The following is a 26,700-nucleotide window of genomic DNA, read 5'->3' as shown; positions in this document are numbered from 1 at the left end:
GCCGGGCCGCCGCCGTCCGTGGGCGCGCGCCAGGCCGGCTCCGCGCCGGTGACCCGGCTGCCCGGCACGGGAGCCCCGGCCGAGGGAGGCCCGGTGCGCCGCTGGATCGAGATCAACGGCACCCGGCACCAGATCTCCCGGGCGACGCTGGTGCTCGGCCGCAGCACCGAGGCGGACGTACGGGTCGATGACCCCGGAGTGTCCCGGCGCCACGCCGAGATCCGGGTCGGATCGCCTTCCGTGGTCCAGGACCTCGGATCGACAAACGGGATCGTGGTGGACGGGCAGCACACCCAGCGCGCTACGCTCCGCGACGGCTCTCGCATCGTCGTGGGGAGTACCACCATCGTGTACCGGCAAGCCGAAGGGTGAAGCGGGGGCAATGTCAGAGCTGACCCTGACGGTCATGCGGTTGGGTTTCCTCGCCGTACTGTGGCTGTTCGTCATCGTGGCCGTACAGGTCATCCGTAGCGATCTGTTCGGGACGCGGGTGACCCAGCGTGCTTCGCGGCGCGCGGAAACCGGCACCCGGCCGCCGCAGCAGCGCCAGCAGGCGCAGGCTACCCAGCGGCAGCAGCAACCGCCGCAGAACAACCGGGCGCGACGTGGCGCCCCGACCAAGCTCGTGGTCGCCGAGGGCTCGCTCGCGGGCACCACGGTGGCACTGCAAGGCCAGACGATCACACTGGGCCGCGCGCACGACTCGACGATTGTGCTGGACGACGACTACGCGAGCAGCCGGCATGCCAGGATCTATCCGGACCGTGACGGCCAGTGGATCGTCGAGGACCTCGGGTCCACGAATGGCACCTATATGGACCGGAACCGGCTGACCACGCCGACCCCGATCCCGCTGGGTGCCCCGATCCGCATCGGCAAGACCGTCATCGAGCTGCGGAAGTAGTCGCATCAATGGGCAAGCCCAGGGAGCACGGCCAGCAAGCGAGAGGGTGGGCAGCGTGCGGATGTACCCGGAGCCGACAGGCGAGGTGCGTATGAGTCTGTCGCTGCGCTTCGCCGCCGGTTCGCACAAGGGCATGATCCGGGAGGGCAACGAGGACTCCGGCTACGCCGGCCCCCGCCTGCTCGCGATCGCCGACGGCATGGGCGGCCAGGCCGCCGGTGAGGTCGCCTCGTCCGAGGTGATCTCCACCCTCGTGACGCTCGACGACGACATCCCCGGCTCGGACATCCTCACCTCGCTCGGCACCGCCGTGCAGCGCGCCAACGACCAGCTGCGCATCATGGTCGAGGAGGACCCCCAGCTGGAGGGCATGGGCACCACGCTCACCGCGCTGCTGTGGACCGGCCAGCGGCTCGGCCTGGTGCACGTCGGCGACTCCCGCGCGTACCTGCTGCGTGACGGCGTCCTCACCCAGATCACCCAGGACCACACCTGGGTGCAGCGCCTGGTCGACGAGGGCCGGATCACCGAGGAGGAAGCCGGTACGCACCCGCAGCGCTCGCTGCTGATGCGCGCCCTGGACGGCCGCGGCCAGGTCGAACCCGACCTGTCGGTCCGCGAGGTCCGGGCCGGTGACCGTTATCTCATCTGTTCGGACGGTTTGTCCGGCGTCGTCAGCCACCAGACCCTGGAGGACACCCTCGCGGGTTACCAGGATCCGGGCGAGACCGTGCAGCAGCTCATCCAGCTCGCACTGCGCGGCGGCGGCCCCGACAACATCACCTGCATCGTCGCCGACGTCCTGGACATCGACGACAACGACACCCTGGCCGGCCGCCTCCACGACGCCCCTGTCGTCGTCGGCGCCGTGGCCGACAGCCAGCTCCCGCTCTCCGACCCGCGGCACCTCCAGACCCCCGCCGGCCGCGCCTCCGAGCTGGGCCGCCCGCAGCCCCCCGAGGGCGCCTTCGGGCCGCCCGGCAGCGGCGACATGACGATGGCCGGCGTGCCGCTCGGCAGCTTCGGCGCCTTCGAGGGCGAGAGCGCCGACGACTGGGACAAGCCCCGCAAGTCCCGCAAGTGGCTGAAGCGCTCGGCGATCCTGGTCGTCGTCCTCGGCCTCATCGGCGGCGGCGTGTACGGCGCGTACCGCTGGACCCAGACGCAGTACTACGTGGGCGTCCAGGGAAACCACGCCGCGATCTACCAGGGCATCCAGCAGAAGCTGGCCTGGATCAACCTGTCGAAGGTCCATGAGGACCGCCCCGCGATCGAACTCAAGTACCTCCCGGACTACCAGCGCAAGAACGTCGAGGACACCATCGCCGCCGGCAGCCTCGCCGACGCCCGTGACACCGCCGCCGCGCTGGAGAAACAGGCCAAGGTCTGCCAGACCAAGGAAGCCATCGACAAGGCCGCCAAGGCCAAAGCAGCCGCCGGAAAGGCCAAGAAGACGTCAACCGGCACCGCCGGCACCGCCTCCGGTTCGGCGTCCGCCAGCCCGAAGCCGAGCGCGACGGCCACACCATCATCCTCGCCCAGCACCACCCTCTCCCCGGAGGACCAGACGCTGGCCCAGCAGTGCCCCAGCGGCCAGTAGCAGTCCCAGGAGGGGGCGGTACGCCACCATGTCCGTCATCAGCAACACCACGACCATCACGTCCGTAGGAGCCCCGAGCCGCCGCAACACCGAGCTGGCACTGCTGGTCTTCGCCGTCGTCATCCCGGTCTTCGCGTACGCCAACGTCGGCCTGGCGATAAACGGCAAACTGCCGTCGGGCATGCTCAGTTACGGCCTCGGGCTCACCGCGCTCGCGACCGTGGCGCATCTCGCGGTACGCAAATTCGCCCCCTACGCAGACCCGTTGCTGCTCCCTCTGGCGACGCTGCTCAACGGCATGGGTCTGGTGTTCATCTGGCGGCTGGACCAGTCACAGCGGCTCATCCAGCTTGCCAAGTACGAGTACGGCTCGTTCAGCCCCTCCACCCCCAAGCAACTGCTGTTCTCGGCCCTGGGTGTCGCTCTCTTCGTCGGCGTGCTGATCCTGCTGAAGGACCACCGCATCCTGCAGCGCTACACCTACATCTCCATGGTGGCGGCGCTGGTCCTGCTGATCCTGCCGGTGTTCTTCCCCCCCGTCTTCGGAGCCCGGATCTGGGTCAGAATCCCCGGGGTCGGCTCGCTGCAGCCCGGAGAGTTCGCGAAGATCATCCTGTCGGTGTTCTTCGCGGGCTATCTGATGGTCAAGCGGGACGCGCTGGCGCTCGCCAGCCGTCGCTTCATGGGCCTGTACCTGCCGCGTGGCCGGGACCTCGGACCGATCCTGGTCATCTGGGGGCTCAGCATCCTGATCCTGGTCTTCGAGACGGACCTGGGCACCTCGCTGCTGTTCTTCGGCCTCTTCGTGATCATGCTCTACGTGGCCACCGAGCGCACCAGCTGGATCGTCTTCGGCCTGCTGATGTCCGCGGTCGGGGCGGTGGGCGTCACCACCTTCGAATCGCAGGTCCAGGGACGCGTGAACGCCTGGCTCGACCCCTTCGCCGTTTTCACAACCGGGAAAGGCAGCGATCAGGTGGCCCAGGCCCTGATGTCCTTCGGCTCCGGCGGCATCTTCGGCACCGGCCTCGGCCAGGGCCACTCGGACCTGATCGGCTTCGCCGCCAACTCGGACTTCATCCTCGCCACCGTCGGCGAGGAGCTGGGCCTGGCCGGACTGATGGCCTTCCTGCTGATCTACGGGCTGATCGTCGAGCGCGGGGTCCGCACCGCCCTCGCCGCCCGCGACCCCTTCGGGAAGCTGCTGGCCATCGGCCTCTCCGGGGCCTTCGCCCTCCAGATCTTCGTCGTCGCCGGTGGTGTGATGGGGCTCATCCCCCTCACCGGTATGACCATGCCGTTCGTCGCGGCCGGCGGCTCGTCCGTCATCGCCAACTGGGCGCTGATCGGCATCCTGCTGCGGATCAGCGACACCGCCAGAAGGCCCGCGCCCGCCCCCGCCCCGTCCCCCGATGCCGAGCCGACCCAGGTGGTTCGAGTCCAGTGAACAAGCCCCTGCGCCGAGTCGCCATCTTCTGCGGCCTGCTCGTCCTCGCCCTGCTCATCAGGGCCAACTACGTCCAGTTCGTACAGGCCGACTCGCTCAAGAACAACGTGCACAACCGCCGCGTCGCCATCAACCAGTACGCCAACCCCCGCGGCGACATCATCGTCGACGGCAAGGCGGTCACCGGCCACACCGCGACCAACGGCAGCGACTTCAAGTACAAGGCGACCTTCAAGAACGGCTCCATGTGGGCCCCGGTCACCGGCTACGCCTCGCAGGCCTTCGGCACCAGCATGCTCGAAGGCGTCGAGGACAAGGTCCTGACCGGCGACGACGACCGGCTCTTCTTCAACCGGACCATCGACATCCTGTCCGGCAAGAAGAAGCAGGGCGGCGATGTCGTCACCACCTTGAACGCCGCCGCCCAGAAGGCCGCCTTCGACGGACTCGGCAGCAAGAAGGGCGCCGTCGCCGCGATCGACCCCCGGACCGGCGCCATCCTCGCGCTGGCCAGCACGCCCTCGTACGACCCCTCGACGTTCGCCGGGAACTCGACCACGGACTCCAAGAACTGGAACCAGCTCAAGGACGACAAGAACGAGCCCATGCTCAACCGGGCGCTCCGCCAGACCTACCCGCCCGGCTCGGCCTTCAAGGTCGTCACGGCGGCGGCGGCCCTGGAGAACGGCCTGTACAGCAGCATCGACGAGAAGACCAACTCGCCGGTGCCGTACATCCTGCCGAACACCACGACCGAGCTGAAGAACGAGGGCAACATCCCCTGCGAGAACGCCACGCTGCGGGTCGCCCTCCGTTACTCCTGCAACACGGTCTTCGGCAAGATCGGCGCCGACCTCGGCCGTGACAAGATGGTCGCGGAGGCGAAGAAGTTCGGCTTCAACGACGAGCTCTTCGTCCCGGTCCGCGCGGCCAAGAGCAACTTCTCGACCACCATGGACAAGCCGCAGACCGCGCTGTCGTCCATCGGCCAGTTCGAGACCGCGGCCACCCCGCTGCAGATGGCCATGATCGCGTCGGCGGTCGCCAACAACGGCGTGCTGATGGAGCCGTACCTGGTGCAGAAGCTCCAGGCGGCCAACAACAGCGTCATCGAGCAGCACACGGACAAGACCTACTCCCAGCCACTCAGCGCCGCGAACGCACAGAAGCTTCAGTCGATGATGGAGACGGTGGTCACATCCGGCACCGGAACCAACGCCCAGATCCCCGGCGTCACGGTGGGCGGCAAGACCGGCACCGCCCAGCACGGTGTGAACAATGACAAGAACCCGTACGCCTGGTTCATCTCGTACGCCAAGACCGACAGTGGCTCGCCGGTCGCGGTCGCGGTCGTGGTCGAGGACGGCTCCGCCAACCGCGGTGACATCTCCGGTGGCGGACTGGCCGCCCCGATCGCCAAGAAGGTCATGGAGGCCGTCCTGAACAAGTGATGCCGGTCACGCCGTACTGGAGTATGTGGACGTCCTGCGTGCGTCGCGATACCGGTCGGATATCGGCTGCCGGTCCGCGCCAGGATCGGCACAGCACGACGGGTACGGTATGCCCGAGCAGCCACACGGACGGTTAAGGAAGGGCTAGCGCTATGGAAGAGCCGCGTCGCCTCGGCGGCCGGTACGAGCTGGGCTCGGTGCTCGGCCGCGGTGGAATGGCCGAGGTGTACCTCGCCCATGACACCCGGCTCGGCCGCACCGTCGCCGTGAAGACGCTCCGGGTGGACCTCGCCCGCGATCCGTCCTTCCAGGCCCGGTTCCGCCGTGAGGCCCAGTCGGCCGCCTCCCTGAACCACCCGTCCATCGTCGCTGTCTACGACACCGGCGAGGACTACGTCGACGGCGTCTCGATCCCGTACATCGTCATGGAGTACGTCGACGGTTCCACCCTGCGTGAGCTGCTGCACTCCGGCCGCAAGCTGCTGGCCGAGCGTTCCCTGGAGATGACCGGCGGCATCCTCCAGGCCCTGGAGTACTCGCACCGCTCCGGGATCGTCCACCGGGACATCAAGCCCGCGAACGTCATGCTCACCCGCACCGGCCAGGTCAAGGTCATGGACTTCGGCATCGCCCGCGCCATGGGCGACTCCGGCATGACCATGACCCAGACCGCCGCCGTCATCGGCACCGCCCAGTACCTCTCCCCGGAGCAGGCCAAGGGCGAGCAGGTCGACGCGCGCTCCGACCTGTATTCGACGGGTTGCCTGCTCTACGAGCTGCTGACGGTACGGCCGCCCTTCGTGGGCGACTCCCCGGTCGCGGTCGCGTACCAGCACGTACGCGAGGAGCCGCAGCCGCCGAGTGTGTACGACCCCGAGGTCACCCCCGAGATGGACGCCATCGTCCTCAAGGCCCTGACCAAGGACCCCGACTACCGCTACCAGTCCGCCGACGAGATGCGCGCCGACATCGAGGCCTGCCTCGACGGCCAGCCCGTAGCGGCCACCGCCGCCATGGGCGCCGTCGGCTACGGCGGGTACGGCGGCTACGGCTCCGACGCCCCCACCACCGCCCTTCCGCCCCAGCAGGACCCCGGCACCTCCATGCTGCCGCCCCTGCGCGAGGAGGACGGCGGCTACGGCTACGACGAGCGCCCCGACCGGCGCCGCCAGCCCAAGAAGAACCACACCTCGACCATCCTGCTCGTCGTCGCGGGCATCCTGGTCCTGGTCGGTGCGATCTTCATGGGCAAGGCGCTGTTCACGGGCAACAACTCGGCCGGCGACAAGGTCACCGTGCCGCAGTTCATCGGAGCCACCAAGACCGAAGCCAAGAGCCGGGCCGACAACGGGAGCGTCCGGATCGCCTGGGGCCCCGATGTCTTCTGCGACAACCAGGACAAGGGCAAGGTCTGCAAGCAGTCCGCTGTGGCGAACACCACGATCGCCAAGACCGACACCGTCACCCTGAATCTCTCCAAGGGCCCCACCCAGGTCAACGTCGACGACGTGACCGGCAAGACCCAGGACGAGGCCACGACCATCCTTGAGAACGCGGGCTTCACGGTCGTGCCCAAGAACAAGACGACCACCAGCTCCGACCCTGGCACCGTCCTGTCCCAGAACCCCAAGGGCAACAGCAAGGCGGCCAAGGGCGCGACCATCACCATCACGGTCGCCCAGGCGCCGGCGAAGATCACGCTCCCCAACGTGATCAACACGAACGTCAACGACGCGAAGAAGCTCATCGCGGACGCGGGCTTCACCAACGTCACCGTGAACATGCAGACGAACAGCGCCTCGCAGAACACCGTGATCGCACAGACCCCTGACGGCAACGCCGACTACACCCCCGACACGGCCATCACCCTGACCGTCTCCAGCGGCCCGAGCCAGACGACCGTGCCCAGCGTGCTCGGCCAGACGGTCAAGCAGGCCAAGCAGACCCTGCAAGCGGCGGGCTTCAACAACATCGCCTTCGCCAACGGCAGCGCCTCCGACGACAACGCCATCGTCACCAACCAGGACCCGGGCGGAAACAGCCCGGCCGACCCGACCAGCCAGACGGTCACCCTCACCACCATGGGCGGCGGCGGCAACGGCGGCGGCAACGGCGGCGGCTTCATCGGCGGCGGCAACGGCGGCTAGCGCCGCCCGAACAGCGAAGGGGGGCCGCGGACATCACGTCCGCGGCCCCCCTTCGCCGTGTCTCAGCCCAGTTCCTTCGGCGGCGTGCGGTCCGCGTCGACCTTCTGCGTACGGACCAACTGGGCCCAGACGATGTAGCGGTAGCGGGAGGTGTAGACCGGCGTGCAGGTGGTGAGGGTGATGTAGCGGCCGGCCTTGTTCTTGCCGCTTTCCTTGGGGATCTGGTTGATGACCTTGACGTCGTACTTCGAGGTCTCGGGGAGGATCTTGTAGACCTTGTAGACGTACCAGGTGTCGCGGTCCTCGAAGACGACCGGGTCGCCGTTCTTGATCTTGTCGATGTTGTGGAACTTCGCGCCGTGGCCGTCGCGGTGCGCGGCGAGGGTGAAGTTGCCCGTCTTGTCCCACGGCATGGCGGACTTCACGGGGTCGGTGTAGTAGCCGGCGACGCCCTCGTTGAGGACGTTGGTGGAGGTGCCCTTCTTCACCAGGAGCTCGAAGCCCTTGCCCATGGCGGGGACGTGGAGGAAGCCGATGCCGTCCTTGGTGTCGAGTCGGCCGGGCTTGCTGTCGCCGGAGGAGGTGGCCCAGTCGTGGCGGACGGCGTCGGCGGCCTTCTTGGCCTGGCGGTCCGCTGTGACGTTGGTCCACCACAGGGAGTAGACGACGAAGAGGCCGAGGATCAGCCCGGCGGTGATGAGGAGTTCACCTGTGGCGCTGATCGTCGCGGCGACCCTGTTCCAGGTGCGGCGGCGCGGCGGCGGCGCGACCTCGCTGTCCTGACCGTGATCCGTCGTTGTCACCGCTCGCGCCCCGATCGCCGTACGTAGGTCATTGGACCAGCGCGTCGGGCTTCCCCTGGCTGCGCGGTCGTTCCTCGACCATCTTGCCCCACACGATCAGCCGGTACGTGCTGGTGAACTCCGGCGTACAGGTGGTGAGTGTGATGTACCGGCCCGCCGTGGTGAATCCCGAGCCGGTCGGGATCGGGTTGATCACCGAGGTGTTGGCGGGGGAGGTGGAAGGGAGGGTGCTGGTGACCTCGTAGGTGTAGTACGTGCTCTCGGTCTCGACGACGACCTCGTCGCCCTTGACGAGCTTGTTGATGTAGCGGAACGGTTCGCCATGGGTGTTGCGATGGGCGGCGAGCGCGAAGTTGCCCGTCTTGTCCCACGGCATGGCGGTCTCCTGCGCGCCGGAGTAGTGGCCGACCATGCCCTTGTCGAGGACCTTGTGCTTGTCGGTGCCCTCGGCGATGGGGGCCTTCACGTCCAGCTTGGGGATGTAGATGATCGCGAAGCCCTGGCCCGGGGAGAAGGTGCCGGGGTCGCGGTTGGAGTTCTTGGTGCCGTCCCACTGCTTTTCGAGGTTCTTGGTGGCGCCGCCGGCCGCCTGGTGGGCGAGGACGTTGGTCCACCAGAGCTGGTAGGTGACGAAGAGCAGCATCAGCACGCCGATGGTGATGAACATCTCACCCAGCACCCGGCTGGCGATGACCGCCGGGCTCTCCTTCGCCGCCTTCGCCGCTCTGCGGGCCTCCATACGGGACCGGGGTGCCGCCGTTGCCGCCTCAGCCGCCCCTGCTGCCTCTGTGGCGGGCTTGGCCGGTCCAGCGGCCCTTCGCCCCCGACCACCCCGTCTCGTGGCCTCCTGGGCGGCTTTACGGCGCGCGGCGCGGCCACCGTCGGGCGGCGGGACCGGGGCTTCCGGCTCGGGCTCGGCCGCGGGCTCCCTTACGGAGTCCGGTACGGCCTCCGGCTCGGGGTCGAGCGCCGGCATCGCGGCCGTGTCGCCGGGAGCTCCGGCCGCGCGGCGGCGGGCGGCGGCAGCCCGGTCGGCTTCCGATACGGGCTGCTGCCGGGGCAGGACCCGGGCGCCGGCGGGGAGTTGTTGCTCGGCGGGCGCGTGGTACCGGGCGTCGTAGGGGGCCCCGGACGCGGCCTGGTACGGCTGCGCCGGCACGGTCTGCTGCGGCGGCTGCTGCGGCTCCGGCTGCTGACGGAACCAGGGCGAGCCGTCCTGCGGCACAGGAGCCGGAACCGGACCCTGGGCCGGAGTCTGGGCCGGAATCGTGGCCTGCCCCGGCAGCGGGTCGCTGAGCGGATCGGTCAACTGTTCGACGACGGCGGCGAATTCGGCGGTGTCGCCGAAGTGACGGCGCTCCGCCGTCATGTCACACCCCGGCCTTGCCGACCACGGGCGCCAGGCCCGCAGAGCGCTCGACTGCGCCCGGATCGCCGCATTCCGCAAGCCAGTTGGCGAGCATGCGATGGCCCCACTCGGTGAGTACGGACTCGGGGTGGAACTGGACGCCCTCGACCCGGGCCGTGCGGTGCCGCAGTCCCATGATGATGCCGTTTTCCGTCCAGGCCGTGACCTGCAACTCCTCCGGCACCGTGTCCCGTTCGACCGCCAGCGAGTGGTAGCGGGTCGCCGTGAAGGGCGTCGGCAGCCCGGCGAAGACCCCGGCGCCCTCGTGCGTGACCAGCGAGGTCTTGCCGTGCAGCAGCTCGGGCGCGCGGTCCACCACGCCTCCGTACGCCACCGCCATGGACTGCAGGCCGAGGCAGACACCGAAGACCGGTACGTCGGTGGCGGCGCAGTGCCGGACCATGTCGACGCAGACCCCGGCCTCCTCGGGCGTGCCGGGGCCGGGGGAGAGCAGGACGCCGTCGAAGCCGTCCTGGGCGTGGGAGAGCGCGACCTGGTCGTTGCGCAGCACCTCGCACTCGGCGCCGAGCTGGTAGAGGTACTGGACCAGGTTGAACACGAAGCTGTCGTAGTTGTCCACGACGAGAATCCGTGCGGTGACTGGGCTGCCTGCGGTACGTGCGGTCATCGGACGGCTGCCATCCCCTCGTTGACCGTCACGTCATTGAACGGAAGCAGTGGCTCCGCCCACGGGAAAACGTACTGGAAGAGCACGTATATGACGGCCAGAACCAGCAGGAGCGAGATCAGCGCCCTCACCCACGCGTTGCCCGGCAGATGCCGCCAGATCCAGCCGTACATGCGATGCGCTGCCCTTCGTTCCGGTTTCCCGTCCCAAGATTAGCCGGACAAGCTGTCCGGCATGCCGTCCTCCACAGGCTGGGTCGCCGCCAGGTGTCCCCAGGCGATCAGCCGGTGGCTGTGGCCCCACTCGGGCTCGCAGGTGGTCAGCGTCAGATACCGCCCGGCCGCCGTGAAGCCGGACTTGACCGGCACGGGGTCGATGACGCCGATGTCGGACGGGACGGTCTTGTAGGGGCCCCGGTCGATCTCGTACGTGTACCAGGTGGTGCCGTCGGTGAGGACGACCGTGTCGCCCTTGCGCAGCAGGGGGAAGTCCTTGAAGGGGTCGCCGTACGTGCGGCGGTGTCCGGCGACCGCGAAGTTGCCCGTCGCGCCGAGCCGGGCGGTGGCGGCGTAGTGGCCGAGGCCCTTCTTGAGGGTGCCGGTGCCGGTGCCCTGGAGGACGGGCTTGTGCCAGTCGCGGCCGAGCCTGGGGATGTACATGACCGCGAAGGCGGTGCCGTCCCGGTAGGCGGGCTGTTGCGGGGCGGTCGCTGCGGGAGACGCCGTCGGCGTGGCCGTGGCTGTGGCCGTGGAGAGGGGCCGGCCGGCCCACTGGTCCTGCAGCCCGCTGATCTCGTGGTCCATGGAGGTGTCGGCCCGTACGCCGGTCCAGAACAGGACGTAGACGACGAAGAGCACGATGACCGCGCCCACGGTGATGCACATTTCGCTGACCGTGCGCACCAGCAAGCGCAGGCGCACCGGTCATCACCCCCGTCACCCCACAGGCTTGGCGTCATGCAGATCCACTGTGCCGGAGTAGCCCGGAAGAGTCACCCGCCCGGAGTCCTCGACTTTCCAGCCGAGCCCGTAGGCGGTGACGTACTGCAGGTAGTTCTGGATGGCCGGGCTGTTGTCGAGGGCCTTGTGCAGCTTGGTCGGTTCACCCACAGCGGTGATCCTGTAGGGCGGCGAGTAGACGCGGCCCTGGAGGATCAGGGTGTTGCCGACGCAGCGCACGGCGCTGGTGGAGATCAGCCGCTGGTCCATGACCTGGATGCCGGTCGCGCCGCCCGCCCACAGGGCGTTCACCACGGCCTGCAGGTCCTGCTGGTGGATGACCAGGTCGTTGGGCTGCGGGTCGGGCACGCCGGGGATCAGAGGGGTGGCGTTGGGCGGGGCGTCATTGAGGGTGACGGCGACCGCGGGGCCGGTGAGTTTCTTGGTGCCGGCCGCCTTGCTCAGCGCGTCGATCCTCTTGCGGGTGGCGTCGCTGACGCCGCTGTCGGCGTGGGCGAGCTGGTCGACCTCGCTCCGCAGGCGGGATAGCTCGGTCTCCAGGTCGGCGTTCTGCGTGCTTTTCTCCTGGATCCGGTCCGAGAGTCGCAGCAGTGGGGCGTCGGTGCGGATGTCGACGCCCTTGGCGGTGTCGAAACTCATCCAGAAGATCAGTCCGGCGAGCGCGAACACGCCCGCACTCAGGGTACGAAGCACAATAGAACGGACAGAGTGACGGGCGGAGGAGGTGCCGCCGGAATCGCTCACCTAGCCTTATCTCCTTCCAACCCGAGGAAGCACTACGCTAACGGACGCCCGGCGACGGTAGTGTCTCCTTCCCCGCCCGGCATGATCACACCACCCCGCGCGGTTACGCAGCGCATCGACAGGAGAGTCCCTCGTGCCGAAGTCACGGATCCGCAAGAAGGCCGACTTCACGCCGCCGCCGGCGAAGACCACAGCCATCAAGCTCAAGAGCGGCCGCAGCTGGGTCGCACCGATGATGCTGGCGTTCTTCCTCATCGGGCTGGCCTGGATCGTCGTGTTCTATGTGTCGGCCACCAAGCTGCCCATCGACGCGCTCGGCAACTGGAACATCGTGGTCGGCTTCGGCTTCATCGCGGGCGGCTTCGTCGTCTCGACGCAGTGGAAGTAGCCAGTTATCCACAGGGCTGTCCACAGTGTTGAAAAGGTCGCATGATCTGTGGATAACCACTACCGGGTTGACGCCGGTGTGACCGGTGGTCCGGTGTACGGGCCACCGGTCATTCATTGATCTTGCAGGGAAAACGTGTCCGGATCCGCCGGCCTGCGGCACCTCCAGGGGTCCCGTACGCCATGCACAGGACGCCCTACCCTCTGTGGATAACGTCAGATCAACGCCACAGGTTACGGCCTCCGGGCGACCGGTCAGCCGTTGATCCGGGCCAGCGCGACCGCCGTCACCGCGACCACCGCCACCAGCACCGCCGCGCAGGTCCCCCACTGCACCAGGCGCCGCCGCTCGCGGGGCGCGTACGCCATCCCTATGGCGACCAGCGTGCCCGCCACCAGGCCGCCGATGTGGCCCTGCCAGCTGATGCCGGACCAGGTGAAGGTGAAGAGCAGGTTGAGTCCGAGCAGGATCAGCACCGGCCGCAGATCCTGCCGCAGCCGCTTCATGAACACCGCCGTCGCCCCGAAGAGCCCGAAGATCGCGCCGGAGGCGCCCAGCGTCGGGGTGCCGGGGGAGAGCAGCAGCACCAGGGCGCTGCCGCCGAGCCCTGAGATCAGATAGAGGGCGAGATAGCGGGCCCGGCCGAGCAGGGTCTCAAGGGGTCCGCCGATCCACCACAGGGCGAGCATGTTGAAGGCAATGTGAGCGATTTGCTGGTGCAGGAAGACCGAGCTCAACAGCCGGTACCACTGGTCGGGGCCGTCGAGGACGCCGCAGGTGGGGGTGTTGCTGAAGCAGCGCGCGTACAGCTCCAGGTCGGTCACGACTTGATCGCCGAAGGCCTGTACGGCCAGGAAGACCGCGATGTTCAGCCCGATGATGATCTTGGTGAGCAGCCTGGGGTCAGCGACGAGACTGCCGCCCGCCACCGTACGCGGCGCCGCCGCCGCTGCCGCGCTTCGGCCCTCCCGTACGCACTCCGGGCACTGGAAGCCCACCGAGGCGCTGACCATGCACTCCGGGCAGATCGGCCGCTCGCAGCGCGTGCACCGGATGCCGGTCTCCCGGTCCGGGTGGCGGTAGCAGCAGACCCTCTGGTCCATCATCTCGTGGCCTTTCGCCTTCACGCCTTCGCCGTGTTAAAGACTCGCCCCGCCCGTCATACGCGCGGGCGGGGCGATTCGGTTCCCGTAGCAGGCCCTAGCGGCGCTCGACCACGACGGACTCGATGACCACGTCCTGCAGCGGACGGTCGGTCCGCGGGTTGGTCGGGGTGGCGATGATGCCGTCCACGACCTTCTGGCTGGCCGGGTCGGCGACCTCACCGAAGATCGTGTGCTTGTTGGTCAGCCACGCCGTCGGGGAGACCGTGATGAAGAACTGCGAGCCGTTGGTGCCCGGCCCGGCGTTGGCCATGGCCAGCAGGTACGGCTTGTTGAAGCTGAGGTCCGGGTGGAACTCGTCGCCGAACTTGTAGCCCGGGCCGCCGGTGCCGTTGCCCAGCGGGTCGCCGCCCTGGATCATGAAGCCGGAGATGACGCGGTGGAAGACCGTGCCGTCGTACAGCTTCTCGTTGGACGGCTTGCCGGTCTTCGGGTCGGTCCACTCGCGGGTGCCCTCGGCGAGCTCGACGAAGTTCTTCACGGTCTTCGGCGCGTGGTCCGGGAAGAGCCGGATCACGATGTCCCCGTGGTTGGTCTTCAGGGTGGCGTAAAGCTGCTCGGCCACGATCTACCTTCCATAGTCTTCAATGACAGGGACAAATCCTCGCACGCCCGGGCTTCCGGTGAGTAACCATCGCGCGGAAGCCACCTCCGTGGCATTGTCGGTGAGAGTTCCCCTTGCTCTCGTTCTCCCCGCACTTGCCCCGCCTTGACCCGTATGCCCGAGCGCGAATGCCGGATGCCGTACTGACGGGCATGATTTCAAACCGGGTGGAAAGGCGACCTAACGTACGCCACCGAGGAGGAGGTTCTCGTGACCCGCATCGACAGCGTGCGCCACGCAGCCGACAAAACGAAGGACAGCGTGCGGCACGCCGCGGACGTGGTGGCGCCGTATGCGAGCACGGCCAAGGTCAGTGCCGCGCACTACGCGGACGAAGCCCGGCAGCGACTGGCACCGAAGGTGTCGACGGCAGCACAACAGGCCCGGGCGGCGGCCCGCACGCAGTACGACGCGCATCTGGCGGCGCGCGTCGACCAGGCCCTTGACCAGGCCCTCGCGGCAGTGCCGCCGGGGGTGCAGCAGGCCGCGTCGACGGCAGCCGACCGGACCCGTAAGACCGCCCGGCAGGCCGCGGAGTACGCGGCGCCGCGCGTCGAGCAGGCGGTGACGCAGGTTCGCGCCGCCGCTGGTCCGGCCCGCGAGGAGGCGGCCATCAGGAGCGCGGCGGCGGTTGCCGCGCTGCGTAGCCATGTGACGGCCGCCGACATCGAAAAGCTGGACCACCGGCTCGCCCGTCGGGCCAGGAACGGCCGGATCGCCAAGCGGCTGGCCGTGCTCGGCATCATCGGCGGGGCGGGTTTCGCCGCCTGGCGCTGGTGGAGCAAGCAGACCCACCCCGACTGGCTGGTCGAGCCGGCCCCCGCCACGGAGGTCTCCGACCGGTCATCGCTCAACGGCGGTGTCTCCACCGACGCCTCGCTCGGCCAGGTCGACGGCTCCCCCGTCGACGCCCTCGATCCTGAGGTGCAGGCCAAGCAGGCCGAGGAGGAAGCCGCCGAGCGCCGCGGCCGTGGCGAGACATACCCGTAACGCCGGCGCCGTACAACCCGTACGACACGAGCCGCCCCGCACCGTAAGGCGCGGGGCGGCTCGTCGTGCGGCCATCACCTACGGCCCTCATGTGCCGGCCGGAACCGGCTGGGGCTCCTCCTCCGGCACGTCGATGACCGCCGGCACCGAGCGGAGGGTGAAGAGCGCCGCCACCGCACCGGCCGCGATGAGCGCGGCGCCGGCCAGGGTCGTGATCTGGATGCTGTGGCAGAAGGCCTGGTACGCGGCGGTGGCGACCGCCGGGCCGCCCTGGGCGGCGCCGCTGACCGAGTCGCGGGCCGCGTGCGCCACGTCGGCCGGAACGCCGGCCGGCAGGTCGAGCGCGCCCCGGTACACCGCTGTCAGCACCGAGCCGAGTACCGCTATGCCGAGCGCCCCGCCCAGCTCCATCGCGGTCTCGGAGATCGCGGCGGCCGCGCCGGTACGCTCCTTGGGGGCGCTGGCCAGGATCGTGTCGGAGGTGACCGAGATGATCAGGATGATGCCGATGCCGTTGACGAGCAGCGGCGCGAAAATCTGCGCCCAGTAGTTGGCGTCCGGGGTGCTCGCCTGGCCCAGCACCGCGGTGCTGGCCGCCAGCAACGCCAGCCCGAGGGCGACCACCTTCGCCCGTCCGATCCTGGGGATCAGCACCGACGCGAGGGGCGCCGCGAAGACCGCGGCCAGCGGGCCGGGCAGCAGGGCGAGGCCAGCCGTCAGCGGCGACCAGCCACGCACCACCTGGAAGTAGAGCGAGAAGGCAAGCGACAGGGTCGACGAGGCGAAGATCATCACCAGGTTTGAGCCGACCGCCCCGCTGAAGGCCGGGTTACGGAACAGCCGCACGTCGATCAGCGGCTCGGCCACCCGGGTCTGCCGGCGCCCGAAGAACAGCAGGGCAACCGCGCCGACCGCGGCGGCGGCCCACACCTGGCCCTCGTCGAAGCCGTCCCGCGCGCCGATCTTGATCGCGTAGATCACGCCGAGCAGTCCCACGACGGACAGCGGCACGCTCACCCAGTCCAGCCGCCCTGGCCTCGGGTTGCGCGACTCCGGCAGCACCACGGCCCCGGCGATCAGCACGACCACCATCACCGGCACATTGATCAGGAAGACCGAGCCCCACCAGAAGTGGTCCAGCAGCAGTCCGCCGACCACCGGACCCAGGGCGAAGCTGGCGGCGCCGAGCCCGCCGCTCAGGCCGATCGCGGTGGTGCGCTCCTTGGGGTCGGTGAAGGCGTGGCGCACGATGGACAGCGTCGAAGGCATGATCATCGCGCCGGCGACGCCGAGCAGGGCACGCCCGGCGATCAGCAGCTCGGGGCTGGTTGCGTACGAGGTGAGCAGCGAGGCCGCGCCGAAGGCGGCGGCGCCAATCATTGCCAGGCGCTTGCGGCCGAACCGGTCGCCGAGGTTGCCCATGACCACCAGCAGGGCGCCCATCACGAAGCCGTAGACGTCGGAGATCCACAGGATCTCGGTGCTGGACGGCTTCAGGTCCTTCACCAGCGAGGGGATGGCGTAGTTGAGGACGCTGTTGTCGATGCCGAGCAGCATCCCTGCCAGGCAGCACACCACCAGCGCCGCCCAGCGGCGGGGGTTCAGCGTTTCGTTCGATGTCGTCGTCATGCCCGTCACAGTGCGCGCGCCCGCTGACCGGCCGCGTACCGCGCGCTGACGGCCGCTGACCGGGCCTTACAGCGGGTCGGTCAGCGCCTGGAGCGCCTGCTCCCGGCCCAGTGTCGCCCCGCGCGCGAAGGCGGCCTCGTAGGCGGCTTCGCCGAGCGCGGCGCGCGCTCCGTCCGCCGTACTCAGCGCGTCCGGGTCGGCAAGGAGGTCACCTTCGCGCAGCGCCCGGCACACGCCCAGCAGTTCGGCCGCCCGCCGGGGGTCGCCCTCCAGAAGGGCCAGTCCGGCGAAGGTCTCGGCGACCACGGCTCCGGCGAGCGGCATGTAGCGGGCGTGGTCGAGGGAGACCGCCTCGGGGTAGTACGTACGGGCCCGCACGGCATCGCCCTGGGCGACGGCGATCCGGATGAGGGCACCGAGCACGGCGACCCGGGTGCTGTTGCTGGAGAAGTAGCCGGCCGGGCACTCGGTCAGGGCCCGCTCGCACAGCCTGCGCGCCTCGGACAGGTCGCCCCGGAGGCGGGCGGACTCCGCCAGACCCAGGTGGGCGCGCGCCGCGAACTCGGGGGTGCCCGCCCTCCGGGCCAGCTCGGCGGCCCGCAAGCCGTCCGCGCGCGCCGACTCGTGCTGCCCGGCCCTTACGCCGAACGCGGCGCGCTGGCTGAGTAGTTCAGCCATGTCCTGGAGGGCGTCGAGCTCGGTGGCGAGGGCCAGTGCCTCGTCGGTCAGGGCGATGGCGCGCGCCAGGTCGCCCCGGTGGCCGGAGATGTCGGACAGCACGCTCAAGGAGGTGATGATCCCCCAGCGGTCGCCGAGCTCCCGGAAGGAGGAAAGGGCCTGGCCGACCTCCCGCTCGGCGGCATCGGCGTCGACCTCGACCAGCCACTTCTGGAAGCTGGCGCCGATCCGGGCCAGTGCCCTGAGCCATGGGTGGTCCTCCGCCGCCAGGAAGGCATCCAGCAGCTCGTTCGCCGCCGCCGTGTCCTCGGGGACCCCGGCGAAGGGCGCCCAGATCACCGTGAGGACGGGGTACCGGCGGGAAATCCTGCCGATCTGCTCGAGGATCGCCGCGGCCGCCGCCACATGCTCGGCGTACTCATCCGGATCCGGAAGGTCCGACACCGCCGCCAGCACGCACAGCGCGTACTCCTCGTCCCGGCCCTCCGGGGCCTTGGGTCCGATCGCGGCCAGCACCTGCCGGGCGGGCACGGCGCCCTCGTAGCGCACCCCGCGCAGCAGCCAGTACGAGGACAGCGCGGCGATCACCCGCAGGGCTCGCGCCGTGTCGCCCGCCGCGACGGCCCGGCGCAGCACCGCGTGCAGGTTGTCGTGGTCGGCGGCGAGTACTCGCAGCCAGTGCACCTGTTCGGCCCGCCGCATGTAGTGGTCGGCGGTCAGCGCCAGGCCGATGAAGTACTCGGCGTGGGCGCGGCGCAGGGTCTCCCCCTCACCGGCTTCGGCGAGCCGCTCGGCACCGTACGCCCGGATGGTCTCCAGGAGCCGGTAGCGCAGCGAGGCGCTGCCATCGGCGTCGGGGCGGTAGGCCACGACCAGGGACTTCTCGACGAGCGAGTCGATCAGGTCGAGCACGTCGTTCGCATCAATGCCGTCCCCGTCCGCGCAGACGTCCTCCGCCGCGGCGAGCGTCCAGCCGCCGGCGAAGACCGAGGCCCGGCGCAGCAGCGCCCGCTCGTCGTCGGTCAGCAGGTCCCAGCTCCAGTCGACGACTCCGCGGAGCGTCTGCTGGCGGGGCTGGGCGGTACGGCTGCCGCGTGACAGCAGCCGGAAGCGGTCTTCCCTGCCGAGCCGTTCGGCGATCTCGGCGGCGGTCAGCGAGCGCAGCCGCGCGGCGGCCAGCTCGATGGCGAGCGGCATGCCGTCCAGGGCCACGCAGATGGCCCGTACCGCCTCCGTCTCGCCCGCCGGGTCGAAGTCCGGGCGTACGGCGGCGGCCCGCTCGGCGAAGAGCCGGGCGGCGGTGGTGCCGGGCAGTGGCGTTAGCGGGCACAGCGTCTCGCCGGTGATGCCGAGCGCCTCCCGGCTCGTGGCGAGGACACGGACCGCCCCGCACGCGCTGAGCAGGGCGGCGGTGAACCGGGCGGCGTCGGCGACCAGATGCTCGCAGTTGTCCAGTACCAGCAGCAGGTCACGGTCCGCCAGCGCCGCTGTGAGACGTGCCAGGGGACCGGCCGCGTCCCGACCGCCGCCGGACGGCGGAAGCAGCCCCGCCTCGCGCAGACCCAGCGCGCCGGCGACCGCCTGCGGCACGTCCCCGCCGTCGGTCAGCGCCGACAGGTCGACGAAGCAGGCCTCGCCGGGATACCGGTCGGCGGCCTCAATGGCCGTACGGGTCTTGCCCGCACCGCCGGGGCCGATGAGTGTGACGAGCCGAGCCTCACCGAGGAGCGAGCCGATCCGGCTCAGCTCCTCGTTGCGACCGACGAAACTGGTGAGCTGGGCGGGCAGCGTGTGGGCGCGGGTGTGACGGACGGCGGATGTTTCACGTGAAACACCCGTGTGGTCCCCTCGCAGCACCGCCAAGTGCGCCTCGGCCAGCTCCGCTCCCGGGTCTGCGCCCAGCGACTCGGCGAGCTCCCGCCGCGCCTCCTCGTACACCCGCAGCGCCTCGGACTGCCGCCCGCAGCTGTACAGCGCCCGCATCAACTGCGCCCGCAGCCGCTCCCGCAGCGGATACTCCGCGACCAGCTCCCGCAGCTCGGGGACCAGCTCCAGATGCCGGTGCGCGTCCAGCGCCAGCTCCGCGGCGATACGGTCCTCCACCGCCGCGATCCGCAGCTCCTCCAGACGCGTCACCTGCGGCTCCGCGAAGGGCGCGTCACCCACGTCCGCCAGCGCCGAGCCACGCCACAGCCCCAGCGCCTCCCTCAACAGCCCTGCCGCGCGCGCCGGTTCGCCTGCCGCCAGCGCGTCCCGGCCCTGCTGCGAGAGGCGCTCGAAGCGGTGCACATCGACCTCGTCGACGGGGATCGCCAGCCGGTACCCGGCGGGATGGTTCTCGATGGGCGCCCGCAGCGCCGACCGCAGCCGCGACACCTGCGACTGCAGCGCGTTGGCCACCCCGGCCGGCGGGTCCTCCCCGTACAGCCCGTCGATCAGCCGCTCGACGGTGACGATGCGTCCTGCCTCCAGCAGCAGCATGGCCAGCAGGGCGCGCCGTCCCGGGCCGCCCACGGCAGCCGCGCTGCCGTCAGCCAGCCGCGCCTGCGTCTCCCCCAGGATGCCGAACCGCACCCCGTGATTCTTCCGCATGCCTCACCGCCCCCGCAGTCGGACGGATGCAGATCAGCGCGGGCCGCCGAAGCGGTCCCGCGCTGATGAGATCCCGTGGAGCCTAGGGGAGTCGAACCCCTGACATCTGCCATGCAAAGACAGCGCTCTACCAACTGAGCTAAGGCCCCGTGCCGCAGACCAGGGTACCGGTTGCGGCGGCGATCACCGACCGAGTATCGGGGTCCGTAGGATGGTTTGCAAGATTCGCAGCCGCAAAGATGAGTCTCCCAGGAGCGTGCATGGACACATCGCCGCAGGACGCCACCATGCGCGCGCAGGAGCTGCAGCGGGGCTGGTACGGGGAGCCGCTGGGGGATCTGTTCCGGCGGCTGATCGGCGACCTGGGGCTCAACCAGTCACGGCTGGCGGGGGTGCTCGGGCTGTCGGCGCCGATGCTGTCGCAGCTGATGAGCGGGCAGCGGGCGAAGATCGGCAACCCGGCGGTGGCGCAGCGGCTGCAGGCGCTCCAGGAACTGGCCGGGCAGGTCGCGGACGGGTCCCTGCCCTCCGTGCAGGCGGCGGCGCGGATGGCGGAGATCCGGCAGTCGGAGGGGTCGTCGCTGCTCGCCCCCGGGCACAGCACCTCCTCCGGTGAGCGGCCGCCGCTCGCGCGTCGGGTCGTACGGGAGATCCAGTCGCTGCTGCGGTCGGTCGCGTCCGCCGAGGAGATCACACAAGCCGCCGACTCCCTCGCCCCGGACCACCCTCAACTGGCAGAGTTCCTCCGTGTGTACGGAGCCGGGCGCACCGATGACGCGGTGAGTCACTTCGAGGCGCACCAGGACTGAGCGACTGGGTACGACCGAGGCACGGAGCAGGGGGCGGACGCAGGCCATGGGTGAGGTCTTCGCGGGCCGGTACGAGCTGGTGGACCCGATCGGGCGAGGCGGGGCGGGCGCGGTGTGGCGCGCCTGGGACCGGCGGCGCGGGCGGTATGTCGCGGCGAAGGTGCTGCTGCAGAGCGACGCCCACTCCCTGCTCCGCTTCGTACGCGAGCAGGCGATGCGCATCGACCACCCGCATGTCCTGGCCCCGGCCAGCTGGGCGGCCGACGACGACAAGGTGCTGTTCACCATGGACCTGGTGCGCGGCGGCTCGCTGTCGCACGTCATCGGGGACTACGGGCCGCTGCCGCCGCGCTATGTGTGCCTGCTCCTCGACCAGTTGCTGTCCGGGCTGACGGCCGTGCACGCCGAGGGCGTGGTGCACCGCGACATCAAGCCCGCGAACATCCTCCTGGAGGCCACCGGCACCGGGCAGCCGCACCTGCGCCTGTCGGACTTCGGCATCGCCATGCGCAAGGGCGAGCCCCGGCTCACCGAGACCAACTACCTGGTCGGCACGCCCGGTTACTTCGCGCCGGAGCAGATGCTGGGCGCCGAGCCGGACTTCCCGGCCGACCTGTCGCGGCCGGGCTGGTCGCGCTGTATCTGCTCAGCGGGAAGAAGCCGGACCAGCAGGCGATCTTCGCGATGTACGAGCACGGCACACCGAGGGCGCCGGTGGGCGTGCCCGATCCCCTGTGGCAGGTGATCGGCGCGCTGCTGCAGCCGGAGCCAGAGGCCCGGTTCCGTACGGCGACGGGGGCACGCAAGGCGCTCGCGGCGGCCCAGGAGCTGCTGCCGGAGCCGGGGATCGACGAGGAGCCGGTCGAGGTCTTCGACCAGATCGGCCCGCTGCCCGAGGGCTTCGGCCCGGCAGGACCCATGGCCAAGCCGGCGGCGGATCCCGTGCCCTCCTCCGAGACGACCGGCAGCTTCCACCTCGCCCCGCCGCTGCCCGTCCCCGAGCGCCTCGCCACCCCGCCGACGCCCCCGAAGCGGTTGGTATACCGGGCCGGGGACGTGCCCAGCGCGACGGAGGCCTGCTCACCGCTGTAGGACACCGAGTTGTTGTCGACCGAGCCTCGCGCGGTGTTGTAGAGGTCCATCTGTACGCCGCTGCCGGCGAAGCCGCCGCTGCCCGTCACCTTGGCGTTGCCCAACTCGGCGGTGGCGAAGAGCTGCTGCCCCCAGCCGACCCGCACCTGGTAGAAGAGCGTCTCGCCGGGCTCGACCTCGTCTTTGTAGACCCCGGTGCCCAGCGTCGCCGCCAACCCGCACCTTGTAGAAGCGGGTCTGACCAGGCAGCAGCTCGTCGATCCGCAGGCCGACCCCCTGGCCGGCGGAGTCCGCGAGTGCTTCGCGACCTCGCAGGGCGCCGGGTCCCCGCAGGTGTCCTCCCCGTCCGACACCAGCAGGACCGTCCCCCGGCCGCTCTCCGGCAGATCCCCGGCGGCCTTGCGCAGCGAGAGCCCGATGGGGGTGTCGCCCTTGGGCTCGACCGCCGCCACCGCGCTCTTCATCGCGGCCCGGTCCAGCGGCTGTACGGGCTCCACGAGCGACGTGTCGTCGCAGCCGTGCGTCTTGCCGGCGCCGTAGACGCGCAGCCCCGTGGGATAGCCGTCCGGCAGGGTGTCGACCACCTCGTCGACGGCCTTCTTGGCGGCCGCCATGCGCTCGCCCGCCATCGAGCCGGAGGAGTCGAGCACCATGATCAGGCTGTCCTGGGAGGCGCCCGCCGCCTGGGCCGGGACCACCGCCCCGGCCACCACCGCCAGCAGCAGCCCGCCGATCAGGGCCCATCGTTCACGCATGTGCCGCTTCCCCCTCGCGTCGCATTTGCTGCTGCGAAGCTATTGATTTGCGGCAGCAAACTCAAGTCGTGGGCCGTCACGGTCCGGCAACAGCGAAGCCCCGGCCGCCATGCGGCCGGGGCTTCCCGAAAAAACCTGGCGTATCAGACGCTCGCACCGGAACCTGCCGGAACGGAATCGGTCGCCTCCGTCCACAGGTCCTGCTCGGCGCGGTCCGCCTGGATCTGGCGGTACACGAGGAGACCGCCGATGGCGGCCAGTGCGACCAGGAGAAACTTCTTCACCGCGCGACCTCTTCCTTCTTGGCGTTGGGGGTCCTCCGACGGGCCCGACTATACACACCGGTCGATATCGAACGGTGACCTGCTACCCGCCCAACCTATGCGGCCGCCATAAGGAAACGGCCCGTACGAATCTTGATCCGTACGGGCCGTTTCATCCACCTGTGGGGCTAACAGGACTTGAACCTGTGGCCTCTTCCTTATCAGGGAAGCGCTCTAACCGTCTGAGCTATAGCCCCGCGCTGCGTTGAAAGATTAGCGCACCCGGGCCCATGTCCCAAAATCGGTATCGGCGGCCTACTCGTCCTCCGCCAGAGTCAGCTCGATGCCGCCCACCATGCCCGCGGAGAGGTTGTAGATGAACGACCCCAGGGTGGCCAGCGCCGTGGCCAGGACGACGTCGATGACCGCGATGATCGAGGTGAAGGTCAGCACGTTCGACAGGGAGAGGAAGGACTGCAGGTCGAAGCCGCCGCCGGTGCCGGAGTCGGTGGCCTGGCTGATGGTGCCGCCGACGGTGGAGAAGACCCCGAGGGTGTCCAGGACCATCCACAGGACAACGACAGCCACGACGCTGCAGACGCCCAGCGCGATGGAGAGCAGGAAGCTGACCTTCATCACGGACCAGGGATCGGCCTTGGCAACCCGCAGCCGTGCCTTGCGGGTGCGCGGGACCGTACGGGCCGCGGGGCGCGGCCGGCGCACGCCCGCTGTCTCCGGGGTACCGGACGGCGGGACGTAGGCCTGCGGAGACTGTACCGGCTGTGCCGGTTGTGCGGGCAGGTCCGGCGGCGGGGCCGGGACCCCGCCGCCGTAGGGCTGCTGCTGCCGTACCGCGTGGTGGTGCGGCGGACGGGTATCGGTCACGGTGTTTCCCCCCTGCTGCGGGCCGTTGCCCGTGGGTGAGCCAGGGGCGCCGCCGGGCGCTTCGGGCAGGGCAGCTGGTAGTGGCTGCGCTCCCTCGGCGCCCGTCCCGCCCGCGGCACCCGTGGCTCCACTCACGGCTTACTCCTCTGATTCGGCGGCCGCGGGCTGCGCTTCCGCGACGCCCTCGGCACCTTCGACCTCTTCGACCTCATCGGCGGCGACGACCTCCTCGGCCTCCGCCCCCGCCTCGGCGTTGCGCGCGATGCCCACAACCGCATCCCGCTTACCGAGGTTGATCAGTTGGACGCCCATGGTGTCACGTCCGGTTTCACGCACTTCATTGACCCGCGTACGGATCACACCACCGCTGAGGGTGATGGCGAGGATTTCATCCGTCTCCTCCACCACCAGCGCCCCGACCAGCGAGCCGCGATCCTCGACGATCTTCGCCGCCTTGATGCCGAGCCCGCCACGCCCCTGGACCCGGTACTCGTCCACATTGGTGCGCTTCGCGTACCCGCCGTCCGTAGCGGTGAAAACGAACGTACCTGGGCGCACGACATTCATCGAGAGAAGTTCGTCACCTTCGCGGAAGGACATGCCCTTCACACCGGATGTCGCACGTCCCATAGGGCGCAGACTCTCATCCGTAGCTGTGAACCGGATGGACTGCGCCTTCCGCGACACCAGCAGCAGATCGTCATCGGCCGACACCAACTCAGCGCCGATGAGTTCGTCCTCGGCTCCCGAGTCCGTCTCGCGCAGGTTGATCGCGATGACACCGCCCGAGCGGGGGGAGTCGTAGTCCTTGAGCGGGGTCTTCTTCACCAGGCCGGACTTCGTGGCGAGCACCAGATACGGCGCGGCCTCGTAGTCGCGGATCGCCAGGATCTGCGCGATCCGCTCGTCCGGCTGGAAGGCCAGCAGGTTGGCCACGTGCTGGCCGCGCGCCTCGCGGCCGGCGTCCGGCAACTCGTATGCCTTGGCCCGGTAGACGCGGCCCTTGTTGGTGAAGAAAAGCAGCCAGTGGTGCGTGGTGGAGACGAAGAAGTGGTCGACGATGTCGTCCTGCTTCAGCTTCGTGCCGCGCACGCCCTTGCCGCCGCGCTTCTGCGACCGGTAGTCCTCGGTCTTCGTACGCTTCACATAGCCGCCACGCGTGATGGTGACGACGATGTCCTCCTCGGCGATCAGGTCCTCCATGGACATGTCGCCGTCGAAGGGCACCAGCTTGCTGCGCCGGTCGTCGCCGAACTTGTCGACGATCGCGGTCAGCTCTTCACTGATGATCGAGCGCTGCTTCTCCGGCGAGGCCAGGATCGCGTTGTACTCGTTGATCTTCGCCTGCAGCTCGTCGTGCTCGGCGACGATCTTCTGCCGCTCCAGGGCGGCCAGTCGGCGTAGCTGCATCTCCAGGATCGCGTTCGCCTGGATCTCGTCGATCGTGAGCAGGCCCATCAGGCCCTCGCGCGCGATCTCGACGGTGTCGCTGCGCCGGATCAGCGCGATGACCTCATCGATGGCGTCCAGTGCCTTGAGCAGACCGCGCAGGATGTGCGCCCGCTCCTCGGCCTTACGGAGCCGGAAGCGGGTCCGCCGGACGATGACCTCGACCTGGTGGGTCACCCAGTGGCGGATGAACTGGTCGATGGAGAGCGTGCGCGGCACGCCGTCGACCAGCGCCAGCATGTTGGCGCCGAAGTTGGACTGCAGGTCGGTGTGCTTGTAGAGGTTGTTCAGCACGACCTTGGCGACGGCGTCGCGCTTGAGCACGACCACCAGGCGCTGGCCGGTGCGGCTGGACGTCTCGTCGCGCACGTCGGCGATGCCGCCGACACGGCCGTCCTTCACCAGGTCGGCGATCTTCTGCGCGAGGTTGTCGGGGTTGGTCTGGTACGGCAACTCGGTGACCACCAGGCACTGCCGACCCTGGATCTCCTCGACCTCCACGACCGCGCGCATCGTGATCGAGCCGCGCCCGGTGCGGTACGCGTCCTCGATGCCCTTGCGGCCCACCACCAGCGCGCCGGACGGGAAGTCCGGGCCCTTGATGCGCTCCAGAAGCGCGTCGAGCAGCTCCTCCGGCGTCGCCTCCGGGTTCGCCAGGAACCACTGGGCGCCGTCGGCGACCTCGCGCAGGTTGTGCGGCGGGATGTTGGTGGCCATGCCGACCGCGATGCCGGCCGAGCCGTTGATCAGCAGGTTCGGGAAGCGCGCCGGGAGGACCGTCGGCTCCTGGTTGCGGCCGTCGTAGTTGTCCTTGAAGTCGACGGTGTCCTCGTCGATGTCCCGGACCATCTCCATGGACAGCGGCATCATCTTGCACTCGGTGTAGCGCATGGCCGCGGCCGGGTCGTTGCCCGGAGAGCCGAAGTTGCCGTTGGAGTCCACCAGCGGCATGCGCATCGACCACGGCTGTGCGAGGCGTACGAGAGCGTCGTAGATCGAGGAGTCGCCGTGCGGGTGGTACGTACCCATGACGTCGCCGACGACGCGGGCGCACTTGTAGAACCCCTTCTCGGGCCGGTAACCGCCGTCGTACATCGCGTACAGGACGCGGCGGTGCACCGGCTTGAGGCCGTCGCGGACGTCGGGCAGTGCGCGCGAGACGATGACGGACATCGCGTAGTCGAGGTAACTGCGCTGCATCTCCGTCTCGAGGCCGACCGGCTCGATGCGGAGTACGTCGTCGCCCACGGCGGCGCCTTCGGGCAGTGCTGGAGTGCTTGGCGTGGTGTCGTCGGCCATTGCTGGTCAAAAT

General features: G+C 69.6%; 22 protein-coding genes, 2 tRNA genes and 2 pseudogenes. 10 read left to right on the top strand and 16 right to left on the bottom strand.

What is annotated here, in order from left to right:
* The 6 genes from EFK10_RS06280 to pknB all read left to right on the top strand — a co-directional run.
* Positions 1 to 372, top strand: a 372-nt coding sequence (locus tag EFK10_RS06280; RefSeq protein WP_164835847.1) for an FHA domain-containing protein, incomplete at its 5' end; no start/stop codon positions are given.
* A 10-nt stretch (positions 373 to 382) separates the two neighbouring features.
* Positions 383 to 904, top strand: coding sequence for an FHA domain-containing protein FhaB/FipA (locus EFK10_RS06275; RefSeq protein ID WP_127354757.1), 522 nt, complete (start codon positions 383 to 385; stop codon positions 902 to 904).
* A 61-nt stretch (positions 905 to 965) separates the two neighbouring features.
* Entirely contained in the window at positions 966 to 2,504 is a 1,539-nt protein-coding gene (locus EFK10_RS06270; RefSeq protein ID WP_206305324.1) for a PP2C family protein-serine/threonine phosphatase, read from the top strand.
* Between the two features lie 28 nt (positions 2,505 to 2,532).
* Entirely contained in the window at positions 2,533 to 3,951 is a 1,419-nt protein-coding gene (locus EFK10_RS06265; RefSeq protein ID WP_127354755.1) for an FtsW/RodA/SpoVE family cell cycle protein, read from the top strand.
* Positions 3,948 to 5,402, top strand: a complete 1,455-nt coding sequence (locus EFK10_RS06260) for a peptidoglycan D,D-transpeptidase FtsI family protein (RefSeq protein ID WP_127354754.1) — start codon at positions 3,948 to 3,950, stop codon at positions 5,400 to 5,402. The genes EFK10_RS06265 and EFK10_RS06260 overlap by 4 nt, the downstream gene beginning before the upstream one ends.
* A 152-nt stretch (positions 5,403 to 5,554) precedes the next feature.
* Entirely contained in the window at positions 5,555 to 7,549 is a 1,995-nt protein-coding gene (gene pknB / locus EFK10_RS06250) for a Stk1 family PASTA domain-containing Ser/Thr kinase (protein WP_127354753.1), read from the top strand.
* A gap of 62 nt (positions 7,550 to 7,611) precedes the next feature.
* Here pknB and EFK10_RS06245 read toward each other — a convergent pair whose 3' ends face one another.
* Genes EFK10_RS06245 through EFK10_RS06225 form a run of 6 tightly spaced genes read right to left on the bottom strand, consistent with a single transcriptional unit; the run spans position 7,612 to position 12,091 of the window.
* The gene (locus tag EFK10_RS06245) at positions 7,612 to 8,352 is read right to left on the bottom strand and encodes a class E sortase (protein ID WP_127354752.1); all 741 of its coding nucleotides are present in this window, start codon (positions 8,350 to 8,352) and stop codon (positions 7,612 to 7,614) included.
* 28 nt (positions 8,353 to 8,380) lie between these two features.
* Positions 8,381 to 9,721: a class E sortase gene (locus tag EFK10_RS06240; protein WP_127354751.1), complete on the bottom strand. Its 1,341-nt coding sequence runs from the start codon at positions 9,719 to 9,721 to the stop codon at positions 8,381 to 8,383.
* A 1-nt stretch (position 9,722) separates the two neighbouring features.
* On the bottom strand, positions 9,723 to 10,388 hold the full coding sequence (locus EFK10_RS06235; protein WP_127354750.1) for an aminodeoxychorismate/anthranilate synthase component II: 666 nt from the start codon (positions 10,386 to 10,388) through the stop codon (positions 9,723 to 9,725).
* Positions 10,385 to 10,561: a hypothetical protein gene (locus EFK10_RS47055; RefSeq protein WP_164835846.1), complete on the bottom strand. Its 177-nt coding sequence runs from the start codon at positions 10,559 to 10,561 to the stop codon at positions 10,385 to 10,387. The genes EFK10_RS06235 and EFK10_RS47055 overlap by 4 nt, the downstream gene beginning before the upstream one ends.
* A 39-nt stretch (positions 10,562 to 10,600) precedes the next feature.
* Positions 10,601 to 11,272 (bottom strand): class E sortase, encoded by a 672-nt coding sequence (locus tag EFK10_RS06230; RefSeq protein WP_240677023.1) that lies wholly within the window; start codon positions 11,270 to 11,272, stop codon positions 10,601 to 10,603.
* A 51-nt stretch (positions 11,273 to 11,323) separates the two neighbouring features.
* A complete protein-coding gene (locus EFK10_RS06225; RefSeq protein ID WP_127354749.1) occupies positions 11,324 to 12,091 on the bottom strand; it encodes a DUF881 domain-containing protein in 768 nt (255 codons plus the stop codon).
* Between the two features lie 133 nt (positions 12,092 to 12,224).
* On the opposite strand from EFK10_RS06225, the gene crgA reads away from it, so the two are divergent.
* On the top strand, positions 12,225 to 12,479 hold the full coding sequence (gene crgA, locus EFK10_RS06220) for a cell division protein CrgA (protein WP_127354748.1): 255 nt from the start codon (positions 12,225 to 12,227) through the stop codon (positions 12,477 to 12,479).
* 254 nt (positions 12,480 to 12,733) lie between these two features.
* Here the strand turns inward: crgA and EFK10_RS06215 are convergent, their stop codons facing one another.
* Together EFK10_RS06215 and EFK10_RS06210 are read right to left on the bottom strand one after the other, a co-directional pair.
* Positions 12,734 to 13,585, bottom strand: coding sequence for a rhomboid family intramembrane serine protease (locus EFK10_RS06215; protein ID WP_206305322.1), 852 nt, complete (start codon positions 13,583 to 13,585; stop codon positions 12,734 to 12,736).
* A gap of 94 nt (positions 13,586 to 13,679) precedes the next feature.
* Positions 13,680 to 14,207, bottom strand: coding sequence for a peptidylprolyl isomerase (locus EFK10_RS06210; RefSeq protein ID WP_127354747.1), 528 nt, complete (start codon positions 14,205 to 14,207; stop codon positions 13,680 to 13,682).
* Between the two features lie 249 nt (positions 14,208 to 14,456).
* Between EFK10_RS06210 and EFK10_RS06205 the strand changes: the two genes are divergently transcribed.
* A complete protein-coding gene (locus EFK10_RS06205; RefSeq protein WP_127354746.1) occupies positions 14,457 to 15,236 on the top strand; it encodes a DUF5324 family protein in 780 nt (259 codons plus the stop codon).
* Positions 15,237 to 15,323: 87 nt separating this feature from the next.
* Here EFK10_RS06205 and EFK10_RS06200 read toward each other — a convergent pair whose 3' ends face one another.
* The 3 genes from EFK10_RS06200 to EFK10_RS06190 form a co-directional block, all read right to left on the bottom strand.
* On the bottom strand, positions 15,324 to 16,865 hold the full coding sequence (locus tag EFK10_RS06200; protein WP_127354745.1) for an MFS transporter: 1,542 nt from the start codon (positions 16,863 to 16,865) through the stop codon (positions 15,324 to 15,326).
* Positions 16,866 to 16,931: 66 nt separating this feature from the next.
* On the bottom strand, positions 16,932 to 20,135 hold the full coding sequence (locus EFK10_RS06195) for a BTAD domain-containing putative transcriptional regulator (protein WP_127354744.1): 3,204 nt from the start codon (positions 20,133 to 20,135) through the stop codon (positions 16,932 to 16,934).
* Between the two features lie 76 nt (positions 20,136 to 20,211).
* A tRNA-Ala gene (locus EFK10_RS06190) sits at positions 20,212 to 20,284 on the bottom strand.
* A 111-nt stretch (positions 20,285 to 20,395) separates the two neighbouring features.
* Between EFK10_RS06190 and EFK10_RS06185 the strand changes: the two genes are divergently transcribed.
* Both EFK10_RS06185 and EFK10_RS06180 read left to right on the top strand, forming a co-directional pair.
* Positions 20,396 to 20,944: a helix-turn-helix domain-containing protein gene (locus tag EFK10_RS06185; RefSeq protein WP_127354743.1), complete on the top strand. Its 549-nt coding sequence runs from the start codon at positions 20,396 to 20,398 to the stop codon at positions 20,942 to 20,944.
* Between the two features lie 46 nt (positions 20,945 to 20,990).
* Positions 20,991 to 21,973: pseudogene (locus EFK10_RS06180) on the top strand (serine/threonine-protein kinase); the annotation flags it as partial.
* Between the two features lie 461 nt (positions 21,974 to 22,434).
* Here EFK10_RS06180 and EFK10_RS49605 read toward each other — a convergent pair.
* From EFK10_RS49605 to gyrA, 5 genes and pseudogenes are all read right to left on the bottom strand, one after another.
* Positions 22,435 to 22,650, bottom strand: a pseudogene (locus EFK10_RS49605) (hypothetical protein); the annotation flags it as partial.
* A gap of 284 nt (positions 22,651 to 22,934) precedes the next feature.
* Positions 22,935 to 23,075, bottom strand: a complete 141-nt coding sequence (locus tag EFK10_RS06170; protein WP_018559211.1) for a DLW-39 family protein — start codon at positions 23,073 to 23,075, stop codon at positions 22,935 to 22,937.
* A gap of 162 nt (positions 23,076 to 23,237) precedes the next feature.
* Positions 23,238 to 23,311, bottom strand: a tRNA-Ile gene (locus EFK10_RS06165).
* A 58-nt stretch (positions 23,312 to 23,369) separates the two neighbouring features.
* Positions 23,370 to 24,074 (bottom strand): DUF3566 domain-containing protein, encoded by a 705-nt coding sequence (locus EFK10_RS06160; protein ID WP_127354742.1) that lies wholly within the window; start codon positions 24,072 to 24,074, stop codon positions 23,370 to 23,372.
* Positions 24,075 to 24,077: 3 nt separating this feature from the next.
* The gene (gyrA, locus tag EFK10_RS06155; RefSeq protein WP_127354741.1) at positions 24,078 to 26,687 is read right to left on the bottom strand and encodes a DNA gyrase subunit A; all 2,610 of its coding nucleotides are present in this window, start codon (positions 26,685 to 26,687) and stop codon (positions 24,078 to 24,080) included.
* Between the last annotated feature and the right edge of the window lie 13 nt (positions 26,688 to 26,700).

It is taken from the genome of Streptomyces soli (genome assembly GCF_003999195.1).
Taxonomy (GTDB): Bacteria; Actinomycetota; Actinomycetes; order Streptomycetales; family Streptomycetaceae; genus Actinacidiphila; species Actinacidiphila soli.
Note: the sequence above shows the minus strand (reverse complement) of the source record. Positions and strands in the feature narration are given on the sequence as shown.

What these genes read in the sequence shown, in the direction of transcription:
- EFK10_RS06275 (WP_127354757.1), top strand. Translation starts at nt 383, where the DNA reads ATGTCAGAGCTGACCCTGACGGTCATGCGGTTGGGTTTCCTCGCCGTA.
- EFK10_RS06270 (WP_206305324.1), top strand. Translation starts at nt 966, where the DNA reads ATGTACCCGGAGCCGACAGGCGAGGTGCGTATGAGTCTGTCGCTGCGC.
- EFK10_RS06265 (WP_127354755.1), top strand. Translation starts at nt 2,533, where the DNA reads ATGTCCGTCATCAGCAACACCACGACCATCACGTCCGTAGGAGCCCCG.
- pknB (WP_127354753.1), top strand. Translation starts at nt 5,555, where the DNA reads ATGGAAGAGCCGCGTCGCCTCGGCGGCCGGTACGAGCTGGGCTCGGTG.
- EFK10_RS06240 (WP_127354751.1), bottom strand. Translation starts at nt 9,721, where the DNA reads ATGACGGCGGAGCGCCGTCACTTCGGCGACACCGCCGAATTCGCCGCC.
- EFK10_RS06235 (WP_127354750.1), bottom strand. Translation starts at nt 10,388, where the DNA reads ATGACCGCACGTACCGCAGGCAGCCCAGTCACCGCACGGATTCTCGTC.
- EFK10_RS47055 (WP_164835846.1), bottom strand. Translation starts at nt 10,561, where the DNA reads ATGTACGGCTGGATCTGGCGGCATCTGCCGGGCAACGCGTGGGTGAGG.
- EFK10_RS06230 (WP_240677023.1), bottom strand. Translation starts at nt 11,272, where the DNA reads ATGTGCATCACCGTGGGCGCGGTCATCGTGCTCTTCGTCGTCTACGTC.
- EFK10_RS06215 (WP_206305322.1), bottom strand. Translation starts at nt 13,585, where the DNA reads ATGATGGACCAGAGGGTCTGCTGCTACCGCCACCCGGACCGGGAGACC.
- EFK10_RS06200 (WP_127354745.1), bottom strand. Translation starts at nt 16,865, where the DNA reads ATGACGACGACATCGAACGAAACGCTGAACCCCCGCCGCTGGGCGGCG.
- EFK10_RS06195 (WP_127354744.1), bottom strand. Translation starts at nt 20,135, where the DNA reads ATGCGGAAGAATCACGGGGTGCGGTTCGGCATCCTGGGGGAGACGCAG.
- EFK10_RS06185 (WP_127354743.1), top strand. Translation starts at nt 20,396, where the DNA reads ATGGACACATCGCCGCAGGACGCCACCATGCGCGCGCAGGAGCTGCAG.
- gyrA (WP_127354741.1), bottom strand. Translation starts at nt 26,687, where the DNA reads ATGGCCGACGACACCACGCCAAGCACTCCAGCACTGCCCGAAGGCGCC.